This is a genomic window from Pimelobacter simplex (assembly GCF_900114845.1).
GTDB classification, from domain to species: Bacteria; Actinomycetota; Actinomycetes; order Propionibacteriales; family Nocardioidaceae; genus Nocardioides; species Nocardioides simplex.
This window is the reverse complement of the sequence record NZ_FOUK01000004.1, coordinates 280,932-299,707: the sequence shown is the minus strand read 5'-3', so window position 1 is coordinate 299,707 and position 18,776 is coordinate 280,932. Positions and strand designations below refer to the sequence as shown.

Below are 18,776 nucleotides of genomic sequence, written 5' to 3'. Positions count from 1 at the left end.
ATCGCTCGCGGCCGTTCGACATTAGGCTTCCGGCTTCGAAAACTTCTCCTTGCCGACAGCAACCAGCGCGATCCCGCCAACAACGACCGCTGCCTTCTGACCCACCTCGGTCGCAGCCGTCTTGACCTGAGCCGAATCGCGCAGGGCGGCGCGCCACGGGGTCGCGGTTAAGGAGGCACGTTCCGTCGCAGCGATGCTCAACGGTGCATGGAACTCGTCGACACTCACCCCGATCCTGTCGAGCGATCCGAAGACTGAGCTGACCGCCCTCGAGTGCAGGAGAACGTTGTCATTCGCAACTCCGCCCGCTGCTGTCAGTTGACTCATGAGTCGTGCGGTGGTCTCCAGAACGCTCGCTCTCCGGTTCTCCCGGGCTTCGGCGACACCTCTGCGGTGTCCGTCCAGGCTCTCGGGCGCCGTAGCCAGCACGAAGTCGAGCTCGACCACCCGAAACTGGTCTTGCAACTCGAAGCACCGGGCCAGGATCGAGAGCTGCAAGCCCACTTCCTGCTCGAGTTCGCGCATCGTCTTCTTGATCTGGCCGGGTCGGTTGAGGTCCGGCACCTTCTCCGCGAGCGCACCCAGCTTGAGGAGGGCTCGGTTCTGAACTTCCAGGATTGTGGCTGACTCGCCGCTGACCTTCGTCCACAGCGTCTTGGGGTCCCCGCCGTGGTCGTGGATGGTCATGGCTTCTTCGATGGCTACAGCCGCGCGGTCCACCTTTGCGAGCACCTCGTCGCGTTGATCGCGTCGCACGTCATCGAGCTTGGCGTCAATCCTGAGGAGCAGCGCCTTGAGCTCCTGCGCCTCGGCCTGCTGGGCGAGCTGGCTCATGAGGCCGCCGACGCCGGAGAGGACCGCAGGGTTTGTCAACAACGACGCTGGCCCGTCCTCCACCTGAAGCCACTTTCCGATTCGGCCGGGGTCTCCAAGCATGGCGTGGCTGACGCCTCCGGTCTTGGTCTTCATGAGACCACCCGCGTCCTTGAGTGCCTGGGCGGACTCAGGAGTGAGCTTTAGGTACATCGCCGACTGCTCCGCGATGCCGGACGCCACCTCGGCGAGGTCAGAGCCCGCCCGGAGCGTGATGCTGAGCTTGCCCAATGCGAACTCGCGGGCCTGCTCGACAAGACCCGCTCCATCCAGAAACCGCGCGACGGTTCCGCGATCGCCAACAACAACGACGCCCTCGCCGTCACTAGCCAACTCGATTTCGCTAGACACCCCGACGCTCTCCCTTCGGCGGCACGAGCGTATCCGGACTCGGCGCAAGGCAACGGAGATTCCCTGGCGACCGGGGACACTTCCTGCCCGCGCGGCGAAGGCTGATCACAACTCCCACCGACGGGAAGTGTCGGGCGCGACACCTCGGCTCGCTGTGAACTTGTCGATGATCTTTTCCAGGCGCTCGATGCTCGCCTCGTACTTCGTCTGCCTCGCGTAGGCAAGCACCAGATCACGGTCGTATTCGCCGAGAGCGGCGAGGTCGTCGAGCCAGCTGCGCACCATCGGCTCGGAGATGCTGTCGGTCCAACCCTTGTACCCCTCGCGCACGATGCTCTCGAGGATCTGGGTGGCCTGGTCGCTCAAAGCAACGTCCATTACCTCACCCGTGACGACGTTGTAGGCCTGGTTGAGCTTGGCCCAGGCCTCCATCTCGCCTGGGATCCACTCCACGAGCACGACGACGCTCTTCTTCAAGTGGTGCAGCTTCTCCATCGTCTTGTGGCGCGGACACCATGCGAGGACGACCCCGCCGTCATCGACGCTGCCGCTGCGCTCCGTCACGATGGTCTGTTTCGCCAGTTCGGGATGATGGGTGGCGCCGTTCTTCTGGACCGTGACGACGGTCAGCCGCGCGCCGTGACGTCGGGCGAGCACGAGCGCAAGCTGCTTGCCGAGACCGAGTGTGTCCTTATCCGTACCGCGCGGGAGGTAGATGTAGCGATGCTTGAGCGCTTCGTCGACGCGATCTGACATGTCCGGGTTCCTTCTCTCGCGGTCCTGGCCGAGAGGCTAGGTGTAACCACCGACACTTTCCGGGTCCCCGTCACACGGGTTCGTTAAGTCCGCCAGCCGATCCACCCGCCCAGCTCGCGGAGAAGAGGTCGGTCCGCATGCTCACTTGCTGGCCTTGGTCCGAAGGTGAGCTCCGTACTTCGTACGAACCTCGTCGTAGCGCTCGTCGGAGAGCGATGCCAAGTACGAAAGCGCGTCGCCGGACCACACGTGCGAGGCACCGTTGCTGTGCTTCCAGGCGTACCTTGCGTTGCCGCGCAGGGACTCCTTCCAGCAGATCGCCTGGATGTCGTAGCTGGTGAGCTTGCGCCCCTTTCGCTTCGCATTCACCTTGTTAAGCAGCTCAGTAACGCTGTACGGATGGGTCTGGTTCGGATCGGTCCTTTGAACCGCCACCTGACCGTCTGCGGTCGGCGACACCGCCACGACGAGGTCCGCACTCGACATCTTCTTCACGGACTGCATGTTGATGTCGTAGACCGTGGCGACTCGCGTCATGTCACCGCCCGAGTCCTGCGTGCAGGAAGGGATAGATCACCGCGCCAAGATCCTTCGCGTTGTAAAGGTGGATTGCGCGGTCGCGGTACTCGGTGAGCGCCTTGATGTCGCCGTCACGGCAGGGCCGTCGATGTCAGCGGGCCGGAGGTTGTTTGCGGTGACGCGCCCGAGCGCGTGGTCGATCCCGATCGACAGGTAGCGCTCGCCACGCTGCTTGGCATGGAAGATCGAGCGGTTCTTCTGGCGCAGGGTCGCATTGAGGGCCAGCTCCCAGGCGTTCACGACGAGCATCACGGTGACCTCGTCGCGATAAGTCATCTGCGGCTTGTTGTAGATCTCCACCGCCGACAGCATCGCCGAGAGCGAGTTGTCGGCGAGGCGCTTGTTGACACGTACGGCGCACTCATCGAGCTGCGGCCTCCTCCAGATAGGCCTCTTCGTCGTTCCAGCACGCTGCGCAGCACGCCACGGACAACGACTGTCACCCGATGGCGGCAAGGGTGCGTGGCGACCACGCGACACCTCGCGGCCGTGCGGTCCAGTCGGTCTACCGCCGAGCTGCGAACGCCTCCGCAGCGCGTCGCCGTTCGCCACCCGTTAGCGATTCGAGGCGGTGAACGAAACCGTCCTCGTCGATGGCGACGTCCATGACAACCTCGTGCGACGTTGCGATCGTGATGAGAGCTTCGTCTGTCTCTACCGAGGCGCCGGCTGGAATCCGCACCCTGTGCTCGACCGGCCATCCCATCGCTCGGGAGACCTTGATGCGGAGTGACTCCTTCTTTGCTTCCGCGGTCTTCTGGTACTTCGACACCAGGTCCGGCAACAGGGCGCCCTGCGAGGCCACCTCGACGCCGTTGATCTTCAGCGAGGTGCCGCGACTGTTGGCGACAAGCTGTGCCTTTCCGAGCGACGCCGGTCCTCCGTGAGCCACGCGGACTGCCCACGCAGCGGTCAGATCGTCCAACGCCAGCGAGCGCAGCTCAGTCGATTCCCGTGCCAGGCCGCGGAGCCGGCCAGCGAGAGCAGCTGCCAGGACCCGTGTGACGTCGTCAGCCCCAGTCTCATCGTCCGGCCAGCCGAGCAGTTGATCGAGTTCCTGTCGCAGGAGAACCAGGAGCAGCGCCTTGGCACTGACGAGAGCGCGGGCCGACGGCCGGAACGGCTCGAAGTCGACCTCGACGTTGACGATCGAGCGCACGCGGGCGAGGTTCTGGACCATCGCGTCGGCCGCGTCGTCGGCCAAGCCGGCCTCGCGGACGCGGCTCTCCACTGCGTCGAGCACCTCATTTGGGCTCCATGCCTCGCTTACGTCTCGGTCGCCCAGGACGTCATAGGCCGCCCTGAACCCGACGTGGTCCGGCCGCGTGTTGTCGGGCTCGGGGCGAGCATCGGGGGCGGCGTGATCGTCGAGATCGAGCCATCCGAACCACGCGGGCACACTCACGGCGGCCGGCAGTTTGGTGGCGCCGAGCAGCGCAGCCGCAAGAACCAGCTGCTCGCCGGAACTGACCGATGCGAACGCGGCGTTGATGGCTCCACGGATTCGGTCGACACTGCGCCAGTCGACAGCAGCTGCCGGGCTCGCCGGGCTGAGAGTGATTACATCCGAGGCGTCCGACTGGAACAGCTCGGGCGTCACTCGCAGGAGCTGGTCGTGCGGATGGACGTTGCTGTAGCCGCGAGCGCGGTGCTCGCGTAGGTCTCGCTCGGACGGAAGGTGGATCGCCACGGCCTCTGACAAGGCGACCGCGGGCACGTAGACAACCGGGGCGTCCGACCTCACCTTCCCGAGGACATCGAGCGGGAACTCCACCAGCACCGGTGCGCCTGCGCCCCGTTCGCTGGTCACCGTTTCGATCTGCGCAGGGGTCGGTGCGTCTCGGAGAAGTGGAACCCAGCCGGGTGTCTGCTGAAGAAGATCGGTGTAGTACTTCTGGAACGACTCGCGGGGCGCCACGAGCCGGGAACTCAGAATGCCGTTGAGGTTCATCCGGTTGGTCAGGAAGTAGCGCGTCTGAGCGGGAACGGCAGACTCGCTCACCGCGGCGCCGGTAGCGGATGACTCGCTCGTCCCAGTCAGGACGGTCCCGGACGCGGACGGCTGCGCCGCGACGTCGTACTCCCCAGGCGTCGGCGGCTGCTCGGATCGATCGGCGATTGGTTCCTCTGACGCTGGCGCATTCACTTCCACCGACTCGTCGGAGTGGTCGTCACGATCCCTGGCGCTCGACGCGACATCCGCCTCGGCGGACGTGTCCCGGGCGTTGAGCGTGGGCTGGTTCTGCTGTTCGTCGCTCGGACCATCGAATGGAAGTTGATCGTCCTCGGTCACAGTCCGCGCACCAGGCCTTTCACGTCGCTGAGGATCGGCGGAAGTCCCCCACTACCGCTGTAAGAAAGATGCAGCTCGTCCCTAGCGCGGGACATAACCACGTAGAACATCATCCTCGTTGCCGCCGACGTCGGGTCAGCGGAGTGCTGCTGCAGCTCGGGCACGAAGAGCGTGTCGAACTCAAGGCCCTTGAGCGAACGGAAGTTCACGATGGTCACGGCGGGGACATCGAAGTCGAGCGTCTTGTGCTGCTTGTCACCCGAGGCGTACATCTGCACTGGCACCGGCAACTTGCGCTCCTCAAGGAGGCGCAGCAGTCGGAATTGCATTCGCTTGTTCTCGCAGGCGATGCCGATCGTCAGGTTGTTGCGCGCCTTGACGTAGCGTGCGACGAAGTCGGCCAGGTCGGCGTCCGAGTCGTACCGGCGCAAGGTCGGCTTCTCACCGTGCCGAGTCGGCAACGCTGGGATGCCCGTGGGTGTGCCCGAGTAGAACTTCGCTGCCACTGCAGCGATCTCAGCCGTGTTGCGGTAATTCCGCTTCAGTTCGAGTTGCTCGTCGGCGCTGATGGCCTTCGCGATCTCGTCGAGAGTCGTGTTCTGCTCTGACAGCTGCTGGTTCTCGTCAGCAAAGACGGTGATGTTCTTCGTGAAGAATCGCGTCAGCCGGAAGAAACCGAGCGACAGATCCTGCCCCTCGTCGACGAGGAGGTCGGCGAGGGTGCCGGGGTCTGGTGGCGACGCGAAGAACTGGCGGGTCATCTCAGCCCAGTCGTGCGCATAGGAGTTGCCCTCCAGCGTCGGTGGCTGCTGCTTGAAGTGCTCGCGCCAGAATTGCCAGATCCAGCTGTGGAAAGTCCGCACGAAGCCGGCGACTTCGAGGGTGTCGGCCGCCTGCGCGGTGTACTGCTGGAGCACGTTGTTGTACATCAGCAGGGCCGGCTCACGGTCGTCGAAGGTCAGCACCTGCGCTCGGTAGAGCGCCATGACCGACTTGCCCGTGCCCGGTGGGCCGGAGACGAGGTAGTTGCCATCCAAGTCGAGGTTGTAGATGAGGTCCTGCTCTTTGGAGAGGTCCTCGAAAGCCGGCAGTCTCACGAGATCCCTCGGATCCCTTCTCCGGCTGCTTCGACGGCTGCGTCGAGCACATCCTGGAAGAAGCCGGGCACCTTGCCACTCCCAACGACGAGGACCCGGTCGAGGAGGTAGTTGCCGCTTTCGCAGCTCGTCTCTGCGACCAGGGTGCAGGCGTGACAGGCCGCGAAGTTGAGGCTGGCGAACGTCGAGGCAAGGTTCTCGCTGCAGAGCGGATCGGACGAACACCACATGGCGTCCTGCAGGGCTTCCAGCACTGTGCCCTGCAGCTGCGGCGGCTCACCCTGGCGCACCAGACCGCCCAGCGTGCCTTCCGAGTCCCCGGCGGCGGTGTAGATCAGGATGCCCGCCTGCTTGGAAGCGCCGCCTGGATCCGCCGCACTCCGGGCGTAGATGCGCTCGCGGAGACTTGTGGCGGCATAGCCGGACTCGAACGCCAGCCGACGAATCAGCAGGTGGGCGAGCGTGTGCAGCAGGACGTACCGGGGCGCCAGAATGGGGCCGGTCCGTTCACGCAGTCGCGGTTCCATGAACGACGCGTTGAGGCGCTTCTCCAGCTCCAGGACGCGATCACGAACTGCGCCCTGCTCTTCCCAGACAGCCAGGCGTCCCTCGTCCAGCGAAAGGAAGATGCCCTCGCCGCGCACGTCGATGGCGGGCAGCCAGTCGACCGTGGCCTTGTGGTTGAGTGCCACGGGCACCAGCTTGTCGCTACCCGCCGGGGTGACCCGATGGAACCCCTCGAGGGCTCGCACTTCGCGGAGACGGTCGGCCAGCACCACCTTGTCGAGGCGATCAGCCAGGAGCGAGGTGACCTTGGTCTTGGTTTGCACAAGGTCGACGTGCCGGGTACGGAAGTGCGGGTCGTCGGAGTTGTCGAGCTCCGTCAGGAAGGCAGCCCATTCCTCTCCCAGGAGGTCACCCGGCGTCGCGTCGACTGTGGTGGCCTTGCCAGCCTCACGCTGCTTCTCGTCACGGACCAGGCCCTTGACGTACTCAGGCGTGATGTCGTGCGCCTTGGCCAGGGTCTCGACCATCATGTCGAACATCGGGGCGTCCTCGTTGACGCCCAGCAGAGGCCGGAAGAAGTCGTCCGCCTTGATCGCGAGGGCTTTCTCGCTCTGGGAGTCTGCCCGTGAGGCGTTGGGGATCTCGATCGACGAGTGCACCAGTGGGAAGTAGACGTTGGAAGCGCCCCGCTGGACTGCCAGCGGCACCTCGTCGCAGTCCGCGCGTTCGTCCCAGCGCTGCCAGGGCTGCCGGCCGATGCAGGTCACGCCGATCGACTTGAGCGATCCCTTGCTCGTGATGCCCATCAGGTTCCGTCGGCTGTGGCAGCTGTGGCAGTGGACCTGGAGCGTGTCGAGACCACCGGCTCCCTTGCCCGAGACGGACTCGAAGAACAGGTTGTCCTTCTGGCACTGCCGCGCTTCGGGGTTGGTGTTGCGTGAGTGCGCCCATCGCTTCCAGTCCAGATCGTCCATATGCCCGTTCGGGCAGATCTGGATCCAGCGCATGGGCACAAGCTGCTTCTTGCCGGGACAGCTTCCGCAGGTCGGCGCCTTGTCCGATTGCTCGAGCGCCCGCGACCAGCGGGTCATGCGTCGGCACCTCTGGCAGAACAGCCACGCTGGGAAGCGGGCGTAAGGCACACCTGCGGACGGAGCAGCCCAAGCGTTACTGGCGACGGCCGGTGCGGCGCGAAACTCCGACACACCGAGGACAGCGGCGAGTCGATCACTCTGGATCCGTTCACCGCGCGGACCCCAGCGGAAGGTGTCACACGCGACTAACGACTCACCTTGGAGATCGAAGATGGCGCCGACACCGAATGGGACGATGGTCTGCGACTGCCGAATCTTGCGTTGCATCAATCCCCCTTGGCGGCCGGGCCGCCGCCGCTGCGCGCGACCTCGATGAGCGACTCCATGTCCACGTTGCGCATCGATCCGAGCGTCTGCCAGCCGACCGCCTTGGTGTTGAACGGACGGATCAGGTTGATCTGACCCTTGCCGTTGGGCTCGTAGTACAGAAGCTTGCTCTCCTCGTCGGCCCGTTCAGCGCGCTCGACCCAGTCCTCGATGAAGTGGTCGAGGTACTGCTGGGCGCCCTGCTTCTCACGGGGCTCGACGCGCTCGACGACGTCGACCAGCTTGGCGGCCATGTGCTCGACCTCAGACCGTCGGTCCAGGATCTTGCCCGCGCTCCCGTCCGACTGCATGCCCAGGCGATGGCGGGCCAGGATGACCAGTGCGGCGTGGAGAGCGCGGTCACGCGACGGTGGCGAGTACGGCGTCACGCTCGTGGGCTCCACGTGGCGATACAGCGCCGAGTGGAAGGCACGGAAATTCTCGTAGTGCGAGCGATCGCGCGGCTTGGTTGAGCGGAATAGCCCGAAGACCAGACCCGGAGCCGTCGAGCGACCGACTCGGCTGGTGGCCTGGATGTACTCGGCCGTCGCCTTGGGCTGCCCGTTCACAAGCATCAGACCGAGACGCGAAACATCGACACCGACCGACAACATGTTGGTGCTGGCGAGGAAGTCGATCACCGAGCCGCTCGACACCGGGAGATTGAGGCGCTCCAACAAGCGGGGTTGCAAGGCACGCGGCACAGACGACGACAGCTCCTCGACGTCGTACTCGCGGCGGGGCCGGCCGACGACCAGGCTGCCCAGTCGGGCATTGATATCGTCGCGCGCGATGGTGACGGTTCGGCCGAGCTCACGGAGCGAGCTGTGGTATGCCACCACGGTCCAGTAGGCGTCTTGGGCGTCCCCTGACAGACCAAGATCCACCGGCGCCTGCAGCAGCGCCGTGCCGGAATGCACGACGGCAGTGTCTGATGTGTGACCCTGCGCCATCATGCCGACGTAGAGCCGCCCCGGTGTCTCCTCGTCGGGACGTGCGAAGTAGGAATTGTCGGCGTCGATTCCCGACGGCGGGAACAGGTCGACCTGCCGCCCGAAGAGGCCCATGATCTGCGCGGAGGCGCGCCTGATCGTCGCCGTGCTTGAGATGACCTTCGGCGGACGGCCATCGACCTCGCACAGCAGATTGATCGCGGCCTCGTACAGACCGACGGTGGTGCCGAGCGGTCCAGTCAGCAGGTGCAACTCGTCCTGAATGACCAGGGTCGGCGGGCGGTTTCCTGCGCTACGACCGAACAGCACACCGGACTCGGCCACCCACGCGAGCTGCGCGAACTTGTCGACCGTCCCCAGCAGGAACGTCGGGGGCGCGTCGTAGAGTCCGTCGTCGATGACCTGCACCGGGATCTGCTCGTGGAACTCGCACTTGGTCGACGGGCAATTGAACGCGAATGAGCGGTCGGTCGACGTGATTCCGTAGAGGGCGTCGTCCTCACGGTGCTCGCGCGGGACGATCTCGGTGCCGCACCAGGGGCAGCGGTCGAGCAGGAACCGCTCGTCCGTCTCGCCGGCATCCCGCAACTCCTCGAAGCGCTCACGTGCCTTGGCATACCTGTTGGGCGATGTCGCTTTGCCGACCCAGAGTCCGACCGAGATCGGCTCGTCGCCCAGATCGGGGCGCTGGCGGCGCAGGTACTCGCACGCGGCCGTGGTGGAAGCCGTGCGCTTGAACTGATCGGCGGTCAAGAGCGACAGCGTGTACCGACTGACGACGGCAGTGCCACCCCCCGTGTCACCGAGCACCAAGCGGCGACGGAAGATCTCGAACGCCGCGACGAGCAGATAGGCCTCGGTTTTGCCTCCACCGGTCGGGAACCAGATCAGGTCGACGACCTCGCGATCGTCGTGCTGGTCGTCGACCAGGCCACGCAGCGTCGTCAGGAAGAAGCCGAGCTGGAAAGGTCGCCAGCTCGCGCCCGGCCCGTATGTCGTGGGCATGTCGGGAGCCGCGCCGAGCGGTCGGCGAGAGCCCGCCATGTCCTTCTGGCTGTGGCGCATCTGGATCAGCATCGCGCGATTGGCCAGACGGAATGCTTGGAGGACCTTGACCCGGTCTGGGTGGTCCGTGAAGACGCGGGCCCCGTCGCGCATGCGCTCCAGTGCACGCTCCAGACGTTGAATGATCGAGGTAGTGGCTCCCCGATAGTGCTCGTCGAGTCCGGCTGCCTTCTTCGTGACCTTGCCGATCCAGTCCTCGTACGGATCGATGAACGCGTTCAGCTCGGCTTGCAGGACATCCGCCGAGATCGCCTCGTCGGCCAGCCAGGCGACGTCTAACGCCTGCGCAGCGTCACCGTCGGCACTGACCCGCGGCACGACGTGCGACGGCATCACCTCGGACCGCACCGCGGACACGACGCCGTCAGTGGTCGACCACTCTGGGGAGCACCCATGCCCGATCGCGTAGACCTTGGCGTCGCGGTGGATCAGGCGGAGCTCGTCTTCTTCAGGATCATGAGATGCCAGTGCAACGCTCGGGTACTCCAGCACCTGGAAACCAGCCGGCACCGTCACGTCGAACTCGACCTGCATGAGCATGTCGTCCCAGTGACGCTCCGGCCGTTCGTCATCCGCCTTGCGCGCGTTGACCAGTGTGATCGTGACCAGCGAGCCATGCGGGTAGCTGCGCCAGCGGACATGCACCTCTGCCTTGTCGCCCCAGACCTTGGTGGGCTCCTTGTCGGTGGCGCTCACCTTGACGGTGGCCTCATCCAACTGGTGGCGACGCCAGATCCTCGAGGAGCCCTTGGCCTTCTGCCGTGGATCTTCTTCCTCGAGTTCCTCCGTCGCCCGACCCTGAACCGACAGTTCCTTGAGCGCCTCTTCGGCGACGGCGCCAGTGAGCGTCTCGTACTCGGCGGCACGGGCCCGCACGGTGAGCTCAGGCGCCGTCGTGAAGAACGACAGCCCCTGAGAGGCAGGCAGGAAGTCGTTGGCCGCCGAGACCGGGTCGTCGCTGAACTGACTCTCTTCGCCCGTGTCGGTGACGGAGGTCTCGTCGCGCTCCTCGCCTTCGGCCTCCACGTAGCCCTCGAAGGCGACCTGACGCGGGAACAGGATGCCCATGAGGTAACGCCGGTTCGGCGGATCGAAGATGATCTCTGCCGGCCCGTCGAAGGGGCCGACGAGCTGCCGCCTGACGTAGGCCACGAAGTCGTCTCTGGTCTGAGTCAGGTCGGTCATACGGCTGCCTTCTTGTATGCGTCCATTGCACCGTCGAGGTGCTGCTTTAACAGCTCGCCGAGCTGCTCCGTGACCTGGGGCGAGGTCGCCACCCAGAGACCCGCCCGCGGGCGGCTCAGGGCGACGTACAGGAGATCCAGCTCTGTCTGAGTGGCGACTGAGTCGATGTCGACCACGCAGACGAAACGGTTCTCCATCCCCTTGATGTCCACGGCAGATGACCAGGTCATGCCTCCACCGGGCCACACCGAGGCGAGGGCCGGCGACATCTGCGTCAGGCGTCCTTTCCGAGCAGCACGAAGACTCTTGGCGACCGAGGTCTCCCAGTCGCCCCGCAGCGACACGATGGTGATGTGCTCCTGGGCTACCTCTTGCTCCGCGAGGGAACGCAGGTGCTTCTCAAGGGCGGCCAGCTCGGCCTCCTGGTCGTCGACCGCGACGAAGACGACCTCGGGGCCGGTGCCGGCGGCTGCCACTCCGGTGTCGGCGCCGGTGTATGCCCTGGTCTGGAAGGCAATCTCACGAGTGTTCCGGCAGTTGAACTTGAGCGACGGCTTCACCGGTCCGAACGACTGGACGTAGGCCAAGGCGTCTGGGTCGAAGTCGCCGTACAGGTGTGCCTGGCTGTTCTGATCGAGGAACATTGTCCAGCGGCCGTCCGCCCAGCCGCCGACAACCGCCTGCTCCAGATCCTCCAGGCTTTCGAAGGTCATGAGGTCCTGCGCCTCGTCGACCACGAGCACGTCATAGGGCGTCACATAGCCCAACTGCGAAGCCGCCCTGACCTCGACCGCTGTCCCTGCGAGCATCCGCGATGCGAACGCCGCCAGTACCTCGCTCCGGCAGGCAAAAAGCACCCGCTGACCGAGGAGCGACTGCCGACGCGCCACCTCTGCCGCGAGGAAGGTCTTGCCGGTACCGGCACCGCCGCTGCAGATGACCCTGGGCTCATCACTGATCAGGTCGAGCCGGGCGTATTGCTCATCGGTCAGGCGGACCATCGCCGCGTCGAGGATGGTTGCCCGAGCGTCGAGAAGCGGTGAGCGGTCGAACGATGGCCGAAGATCCTGCATGATCCGAGCGTTCAGTTCCTTGCCGATCGGAAACTTGTTCGGCTGCTTGCCGAGCCAGTATCTGCGCGCTCGATCGACCGCCTTCTCAATGCCGCGGTTGAACGGCCCTCTGCCGCAGTGGGTCTCCTCGTCCCACTCGAAACTGCCCGCAAGATCTACGTCCGGCGTGATGACGAGATAACCGAACGCCACGTCGTTGATCTCGATGCCGAGGCGCTCCTTCAGACGCTCCCGCAGGGCATACATCGCGGTCTGAACCTGCTTGAACGGACCTTCGCGGGACGTCCGGCGGTGTCCGGCCCGGTCGCTGTAAGTCCATAAACCATCTCGGCACGAGACCTGCCCGCCCTTGACCTCGACCGCGAGGATCAGGTCGTCGAGGATCAGCACGAAGTCGAGCTCGGCCGTCAGCTTGTATTCGTGGTCCGGCAAGTTCAGCGAGTGCAATGCAGCACCGCTGAGCGGGCTGCACGCCAAGGCCTCAAATACCCGGCGTTCGGAGGTGGTGACCTCCTCCGCGCCGAGTTCTGGCGGAACCATCTTCATCGAACTGCTCCCCGCTCCATACGCCGCGTGACATCCTGCCGGAAACTGTCGGACCCCGTCCCTAGATTGAGAGACACAAGGATCACCGGTGAATAGAAAGGAGGGCGCTGGGCGTGGATCTCGAGTACGTCGGACACGTGCTGGCACGGCTACGACCGCTGATCCGTGACGACGAACTCCGACGCTCACGCCTGGAACGCGTCCTGAGCGCGGGATCCGTCCCCGCCGAATCGGTCCGTGCGGACGTCGAACGGATGCTCGCGAAGGTCGGCGTCGCTATCACCGAGGATGCGCCTGCGGAGTCGCCTGAAGTTGGAGCGCTCAGCGAAGCCGCCCACCCACAGCCGACGCGCGCCGATTCAGAGGCAACGGCCGCGGGGATCTCGAAAGCGAGTTGGATTGGTGAAACCGCACGGGCGGATGTCACAACACCGCCAGCAATGCCTCGCAGTAACGAGGCTCTCGCGGCGAGTGGAAGTGATCACCGCGCGGCCGCACTCGCCGCGGCCCGGCGACTGCTGTCGACCGACGCCCTCATCTCGGAACGCCAGCGCCACAAGCGGCTCCTCACGGCGGAGCTCGAGGTCGGACTCGCGCTGCTGATGCGTGGTGGCGCACGCGCGGTTACCAGCGATGTGGTCTTCGGGGAACTCACCGGCGAAGCGCGGCATGCAGCCGAGGCGCTCTTCCTGCACAACCAGCGACTGGTACACAAGATCTCGCAGAAGTACCCCGCGACGGGCATGGCCTACGAAGACCTGGCCCAGTTCGGATTTCTCGGTCTGATCCGCGCTGTGGAGAAGTTCGACCCGACGGCCGGCTTCAAGTTCTCGACGTACGCGACCTGGTGGATCCGTCAGTCGATCACTCGCGGAATCGCCGACCACGCACGTCTGATCCGATTCCCAGTTCACATGGTCGAGCGCCTTCAGAAGGTCTGGCGCACTCGTGACCGCCTGACCGTGGACGGAGAACCGCCCTCGGTCCATGCGCTCGCACTCGCCACCGGTTTCACGGACGATCAGGTTCGCGAAGCAATCCGACTGGGCCGGTTCGAGCCCCTCTCACTGGACCTGCCTGTTAGTCCGGAGGGCGAGGCCACACTTGGCGATCTGCTTGACCTCGGGGACGACAGCTTCAATCCGGTTCACGAACTCGAGTTCGTCTTCCTACAGGAGCAGCTCCATGCCGTGCTGGACACATTGAGCGAGCGCGAAGCCGGAGTCATCTCGATGCGGTTCGGACTTACCGATGGTCAGGAGAAGACGCTCGAAGAGATCGGCAAGGTCTACGGCGTGACCCGTGAGCGAGTCCGCCAGATCCAGGAAAAGACGATGCTCAAGCTGGAGCATCCGTCCAGGAGCAAGGTCCTCAAGGACTATCGCGGGAGCTACGTCGCGGGGCAGGTACTCGCATATGAGCCCAGCGAATACGCCCCTCGTCAAGCGGTCTGGTATCGGTGCTGGCAGTTCCACACGTTCGATCTCACGCTCCATATTGCGGCCACCGTGCCAGAGTCCTGGACCTGTCCGCGGTGTGGTGGCGAGGCTCGAAGGATCGAGCGCGCCGAGCTCGGCCATGCGCAGGACCAGACAAGGGCCGCCCTGGCGCAGCCGACTCGCAGCGCGGAGCGTTCACCGTCGGCCCCCAGCGGCGGTTCCAGTCACCCGAAGGTACTTCCTGACATCCCCCATTGGATGTTTGAGGACCTTTAGCCGGCGAACGTGGGCCCACGAACCGGCTCGTCACGCCGCCTGACGCGTCCGCTGCTGCTATTTTGGGCATGCGCGGGTGGTCTTGCCGATAGGTTCCTATGGTGCCTCGCGAACAGCCGCCGCTTGCTCAACCCGGCGACGAGTGCATTTCGGATCGCACTGGTGTCGTGCACCAGATCCTGCACCCGGACGACGATGTCGAAGTGCAGCAGGTCCTCGCCTGGCTGAGGAGCACCCCCGTCGGGCAGCTGATGACGGGCGCAGTTGTCGAAGCCATCGAGTACGTTCTCGACGGCGCTCGGACCTTCCGATTCGACCTCGACTCCCCCGAGGTCGATTCGGACGAGCGGCGGACCGTAGGCGTGAAGCTCCAATACCGAATCCTCGAGGCGTTCGGGCTGCCCAAGGAACGGCCGCTCGACACCACGATCGTCGGCATCCCCGTCGAGTTGAAGGCGACCATCGGTGGCAACTGGGCCATCCCGCGTGAGGGCCAGTGCGAGATCTGTCTCCTGACCCAGGTCGATTCGCGGAGAGATCGCTTCAGGGTGTTCTTGATGCGTACTCACAGGCGATGGCTGAACGAGGGTCAGAACCAGGACTCGAAGCGCACGATCCGCGCTGACGCACGCGACGAGTACGGCATCCCTGTGCTGGGCTGGACACCGCTCCCGCGGAACCCCCTGAAGGACCTCAGTCCCGAGCAGCTCGATGTCGTATTCGCTGCTCGGGTAGGCATCAAGCGAAGGGTGACGTCACTCTTCGGCTACCTGCCGGAGGTGGTCATCCCGCGAGTAGCAATCGAGACCGTCGCCGCAATGGCTAAAGACCCTTTGCGACGCGCGCGACAGGCGAAGCCAGACGTCTTCTTCAACCACGAGCTGGTCGTACTGATGGGGACCTGGACGCCTCAGCGCGAACTGGCGCAGAAACATGGCTTCGACCTGTCAGGTGACGCCTGGGTCGCAGTCCGTCCGAAAACGCTGGGCGAAGACTACGAAGCCGCCAAGGCCATGATGGAGCGAACCGGCGGCTGACGCCGCAACTGAGGGTTCAGGCGATGTAGGGCTTGATGTGTCGAGCGATCGCCCGAGCCAGGCCGGACGGTACAGCGTTGCCGATCTGCTTGGCGATCGCGATCTTCGGTCCGACCCACTGGTAGGCCTCCGGGAAGTCCTGGATCAATGACGCCTCGTAGTGGGTGACGACGCGGTTCACCGACTTGCGTGGATTGCCCCGCACGTACAGGCGCTCCTCACGACGGTCCTGGACGCCGGCCTCCCACTGCGGGTGCAGGTAGGAACCCTTCTCCGGCTTGAAGAACTCCGTACGAATGGTGTGCGACGGGAAGTCCCAGCGCATTCGGCCCATGACGTCCGTGGTGCCGGTGGCCTTCTCTCGCCAGCAACGAGGCAACAACTCGGGCGGAACGTCGAAGCGGCCGCCGCCCGGCGGAACGTACGAGTACCGGTCGAGGGACAGCTGACGCGGGTCTCGACGGAAGTGGATGTCGAGACCCTTGAACACCCCGGGCATCGGCTCGCCGAAGAAGGAGGTCACCGACTGCGGAAGCTCCGTGGTGTCAGGACGTGCGGGAAGCCCCTCGATTCGGTCACGAACGGTGCGCCAGGGCTTCAGGCCCGAGGCCGCCTCACGAGCATGTGTCGGCTCCGGCAACTCGATCCTGCCGACACGTGAGCCGATGATGATCGTGCGTCGTCGCCGTTGCGAGACGCCGTAATCGGCGGCGTTGAGGACGCCGTAGGAGATCTCGTAGTTCTTCAGCAGCCCGTGATCGATCTCCGCCTGGAGCATCGCGAACTCGGGCGACTTCGCGAACCTGTCGACGTTCTCGATCACGAAAACCTGCGGCTTCGCGGTCCTGATGAAGCGCACGTACTCGCGCCAGAGCTGGTTACGCGGATCGTCGAGGCGCTTCAGACCCAGGTTGGAGAACCCCTGGCACGGCGGGCCACCGATGATGACGTCGGCGACCGGGATCTGGTTCTTCGCCACCTCAGCGATGTCGCCGGGGATGACGTGATCCTCGCCCCAGTTCGCGGCGTAGGTCGCCGCAGCGTAGCGGTCCCACTCGACCGCCAGAACCGGCTGAAAGCCTTCATCAGCGAACCCGACCGTCATGCCTCCGCACCCGGCGAACAGGTCGATGGTAGTGGGCTTGGCGGTGGTCATGGCTCGATCGTACGTTCGAGGGCCGACATTTCCGGAAGCAACGCCGATGTGGGACGTGGAGAGGGTGGTCCGTTGCTCCGGAGCTAGGGTCACATCTGTGCCAGCCCCATTCGCCAAGGACCTGTGCGGTTACCGCGACCACGGCAAGCCGAACACATCGGACAAGACCAAGTCCGATTCCGTCGCACTGGGATTCGCTCTGTTCGACGCTCTCGGCGTTCGGCGGGACACCCCTGGACAGGACGAGACAGGACTGCCGTTCGCTCAGAGGGTGGCTGCGGACCTCGCGGCGCGGCTGAGTGCCTCGGGTCACGGACTGCTTGTTGCTCCCGAAGGCGTGGTGAACACCTTCCAGCAGTATCGCCACGTGGGTGCCCTCGCTGACATTGCCGTCGAACCGTCTGCGGCGTACGAGAAGGCCTGGCGACGCCTGACGGCGGAAGCAAGGAAGCGGGTCATTGCTCCGCCGGCCGCCGTCACCCGGCTCGAGCAACTCATCGAGGACGTGGAGAGGGCGACCTCGGCTGAGGTCGAGGCTCGGCAGACAGCCCTGGCCGAGATTGGAACGGAATCGCTTCTGAAGCTGGACGTCGCCGTCGCACAGGATCAGCGGCCCCGCCTGCCCGAGCTCGAGATCGGCCTGTCGCTCAATTGGTCGCTGCGCACTGACCGCGCCCAAGACTGTAGATCTCAGGGCGCGAAGCTCTCTGCACTCCGTCGCGGTCGCATGCCCCACTTCGCAGCAGTGACGATGGAGCCTCGGCCGTACATGCTCAACCTTCTGGGAGGCGGTTCCGGGGACGTCGACTGCGTCTACCACCTGCATCTGCCCGCGCTGCAAGCTGCCGTCGATGACGTCTACGGCCGAAAGACCGACAGAACGTCCCAACGCATCGTGGCGGTGTTCAACCGTCTCGTCGAGCAACGGCGCGTCCGCGACTACGACGAACTTGTTGCGCACGCCGAGAGACTCTGACCGTGTCGGGTTGGGCTTCATCAGACGGCGTGCGGCGAGGGATGCAGGCCAATCGTGGGCGTGACACCAAGCCCGAGCTCGCTGTACGGCGAGCCGCTCATGCGGCGGGCCTGCGCTATCGCGTCGACTTCCGACCGATTCCGAACCTCAATCGGCGGGCAGATCTCGTGTTCACGCGAGCGAAGATAGCCGTGTTCGTCGACGGCTGCTTCTGGCATGGCTGCCCCGAGCATCACACCGTCGCGAGGACGAACGCTGCCTTCTGGGCTGACAAGGTCTTAAGCAACCGGGCGCGTGACGCCAACACCGACGAGCTGCTCCTCGAGGCCGGATGGACTGTTCTCCGGGCGTGGGAACACGACCCTCCGGAGCTCGTTGTCGCTCGGATCCTCGCGACGCTTCGGCCTCGCGAGGACGACGAGCCAGAGGACGAGAGTTCTGATCGCTAGCCGCCGCAGATTTGACCGCATCCCAAGTACTTGGGCTCGACCAGATGCAGCCCGGCTTCAGCGCAGTGAGGTCCTTCAGAACCGTGACGGGACGGCCGACGATCTCGACGCCGAGGCGCCTGTAGCGGTCATCCATGGTCGCGACGCCACATCGGTCCAGGGCTGCCCGGAGAGCGTCGATCTGCCAGGTCGGACCTACCTATGGCTTGTCAGCGGTGGGTGCCGAGTCAGCGGGATCGTCCCGAACAGCGAGGCGTCGACGAACATGTTCTCAAACGTAGCCATGCCTGTTCGGTGACGATCTTCCCCTAGCCAGTGATCCCGAACCGAACCAGACCACTCTACAAATGAAAGTAGCCGCAGGCTGACCTGCGGCTTCTCCAGTGGAGCCTAGGGGACTCGAACCCCTAACCCCCTGCTTGCAAAGCAGGTGCGCTACCAATTGCGCCAAGGCCCCCAGCCCAGCCGTACGACGGCCGGGCGGGTGATTCAGTTCTTCGGGAGCGTGTCGGTGGCCTCGGCCCAGAGGGCCTGCTCGGCCTTGCTCTCCTGGAGCTTCTTGCCGGCGATGACGACGCCGGCCGCGGCGAGGACCGCGAGAAGAATCTTCTTCACTGCTTCGCTCCTTCTTCCCAAGAAGCCCCGGTCCGCGGGATGCGCGGCCGGGGCTTGCTGTGGGCCTAAGAGGACTTGAACCTCTGACCCCCACATTATCAGTGTGGTGCTCTAACCGTCTGAGCTATAGGCCCGGGTGGCGAGCCGCTC

15 protein-coding genes and 2 tRNA genes are annotated in these 18,776 nt (G+C 64.9%); 4 read left to right on the top strand and 13 right to left on the bottom strand.

The features are described 5' to 3' along the window. Nucleotides 1–21 precede the first annotated feature (21 nt). The 9 genes from BM223_RS18245 to BM223_RS18210 all read right to left on the bottom strand — a co-directional run bounded on the left by BM223_RS18245 (nt 22) and on the right by BM223_RS18210 (nt 12,678). Entirely contained in the window at nt 22–1,224 is a 1,203-nt protein-coding gene (locus BM223_RS18245) for a hypothetical protein (protein ID WP_052138059.1), read from the bottom strand. A gap of 105 nt (nt 1,225–1,329) precedes the next feature. Beyond that, nucleotides 1,330–1,980: a hypothetical protein gene (locus BM223_RS18240; RefSeq protein WP_200887040.1), complete on the bottom strand. Its 651-nt coding sequence runs from the start codon at nt 1,978–1,980 to the stop codon at nt 1,330–1,332. A gap of 141 nt (nt 1,981–2,121) precedes the next feature. Continuing rightward, nucleotides 2,122–2,517: a hypothetical protein gene (locus BM223_RS29545; protein WP_200887039.1), complete on the bottom strand. Its 396-nt coding sequence runs from the start codon at nt 2,515–2,517 to the stop codon at nt 2,122–2,124. A 36-nt stretch (nt 2,518–2,553) separates the two neighbouring features. Then, the gene (locus tag BM223_RS30195; protein WP_335334111.1) at nt 2,554–3,039 is read right to left on the bottom strand and encodes a DUF3644 domain-containing protein; all 486 of its coding nucleotides are present in this window, start codon (nt 3,037–3,039) and stop codon (nt 2,554–2,556) included. 25 nt (nt 3,040–3,064) lie between these two features. Beyond that, the gene (locus tag BM223_RS18230) at nt 3,065–4,852 is read right to left on the bottom strand and encodes a hypothetical protein (protein WP_038675764.1); all 1,788 of its coding nucleotides are present in this window, start codon (nt 4,850–4,852) and stop codon (nt 3,065–3,067) included. Next, nucleotides 4,849–5,949: a DEAD/DEAH box helicase gene (locus BM223_RS18225; RefSeq protein WP_038675762.1), complete on the bottom strand. Its 1,101-nt coding sequence runs from the start codon at nt 5,947–5,949 to the stop codon at nt 4,849–4,851. The genes BM223_RS18230 and BM223_RS18225 overlap by 4 nt, the downstream gene beginning before the upstream one ends. Continuing rightward, the gene (drmB, locus tag BM223_RS18220; RefSeq protein WP_038675760.1) at nt 5,946–7,817 is read right to left on the bottom strand and encodes a DUF1998 domain-containing protein; all 1,872 of its coding nucleotides are present in this window, start codon (nt 7,815–7,817) and stop codon (nt 5,946–5,948) included. The genes BM223_RS18225 and drmB overlap by 4 nt, the downstream gene beginning before the upstream one ends. Beyond that, nucleotides 7,817–11,059 carry a helicase-related protein gene (locus tag BM223_RS18215; RefSeq protein ID WP_038675758.1) on the bottom strand — a complete coding sequence of 1,081 codons (3,243 nt, stop codon included), beginning with the start codon at nt 11,057–11,059 and terminating at the stop codon, nt 7,817–7,819. The genes drmB and BM223_RS18215 overlap by 1 nt, the downstream gene beginning before the upstream one ends. Continuing rightward, nucleotides 11,056–12,678: a nuclease-related domain-containing DEAD/DEAH box helicase gene (locus tag BM223_RS18210; protein ID WP_052138057.1), complete on the bottom strand. Its 1,623-nt coding sequence runs from the start codon at nt 12,676–12,678 to the stop codon at nt 11,056–11,058. The genes BM223_RS18215 and BM223_RS18210 overlap by 4 nt, the downstream gene beginning before the upstream one ends. Before the next feature lie 113 nt (nt 12,679–12,791). Between BM223_RS18210 and BM223_RS18205 the strand changes: the two genes are divergently transcribed. Beyond that, a complete protein-coding gene (locus BM223_RS18205) occupies nt 12,792–14,393 on the top strand; it encodes a sigma-70 family RNA polymerase sigma factor (RefSeq protein ID WP_082003471.1) in 1,602 nt (533 codons plus the stop codon). A 101-nt stretch (nt 14,394–14,494) separates the two neighbouring features. Beyond that, the gene (locus tag BM223_RS18200; RefSeq protein ID WP_170222540.1) at nt 14,495–15,430 is read left to right on the top strand and encodes a NaeI family type II restriction endonuclease; all 936 of its coding nucleotides are present in this window, start codon (nt 14,495–14,497) and stop codon (nt 15,428–15,430) included. Nucleotides 15,431–15,446: 16 nt separating this feature from the next. Here the strand turns inward: BM223_RS18200 and BM223_RS18195 are convergent, their stop codons facing one another. Next, nucleotides 15,447–16,586 (bottom strand): DNA cytosine methyltransferase, encoded by a 1,140-nt coding sequence (locus BM223_RS18195; RefSeq protein WP_038675755.1) that lies wholly within the window; start codon nt 16,584–16,586, stop codon nt 15,447–15,449. Between the two features lie 97 nt (nt 16,587–16,683). Here BM223_RS18195 and BM223_RS18190 point away from each other — a divergent pair, with 97 nt between their 5' ends. Both BM223_RS18190 and BM223_RS18185 read left to right on the top strand, forming a co-directional pair. Next, nucleotides 16,684–17,562, top strand: a complete 879-nt coding sequence (locus BM223_RS18190) for an NgoMIV family type II restriction endonuclease (protein ID WP_200887037.1) — start codon at nt 16,684–16,686, stop codon at nt 17,560–17,562. Nucleotides 17,563–17,564: 2 nt separating this feature from the next. Next, nucleotides 17,565–18,011, top strand: a complete 447-nt coding sequence (locus BM223_RS18185) for a very short patch repair endonuclease (protein WP_335334110.1) — start codon at nt 17,565–17,567, stop codon at nt 18,009–18,011. A gap of 384 nt (nt 18,012–18,395) precedes the next feature. Here BM223_RS18185 and BM223_RS18180 read toward each other — a convergent pair. From BM223_RS18180 to BM223_RS18170, 3 genes are all read right to left on the bottom strand, one after another. After that, a tRNA-Ala gene (locus tag BM223_RS18180) sits at nt 18,396–18,468 on the bottom strand. 32 nt (nt 18,469–18,500) lie between these two features. Beyond that, on the bottom strand, nt 18,501–18,626 hold the full coding sequence (locus tag BM223_RS29820) for a DLW-39 family protein (RefSeq protein ID WP_235319082.1): 126 nt from the start codon (nt 18,624–18,626) through the stop codon (nt 18,501–18,503). A 60-nt stretch (nt 18,627–18,686) separates the two neighbouring features. Next, nucleotides 18,687–18,760: transfer RNA gene (locus tag BM223_RS18170), tRNA-Ile, on the bottom strand. Nucleotides 18,761–18,776: the final 16 nt, after the last annotated feature.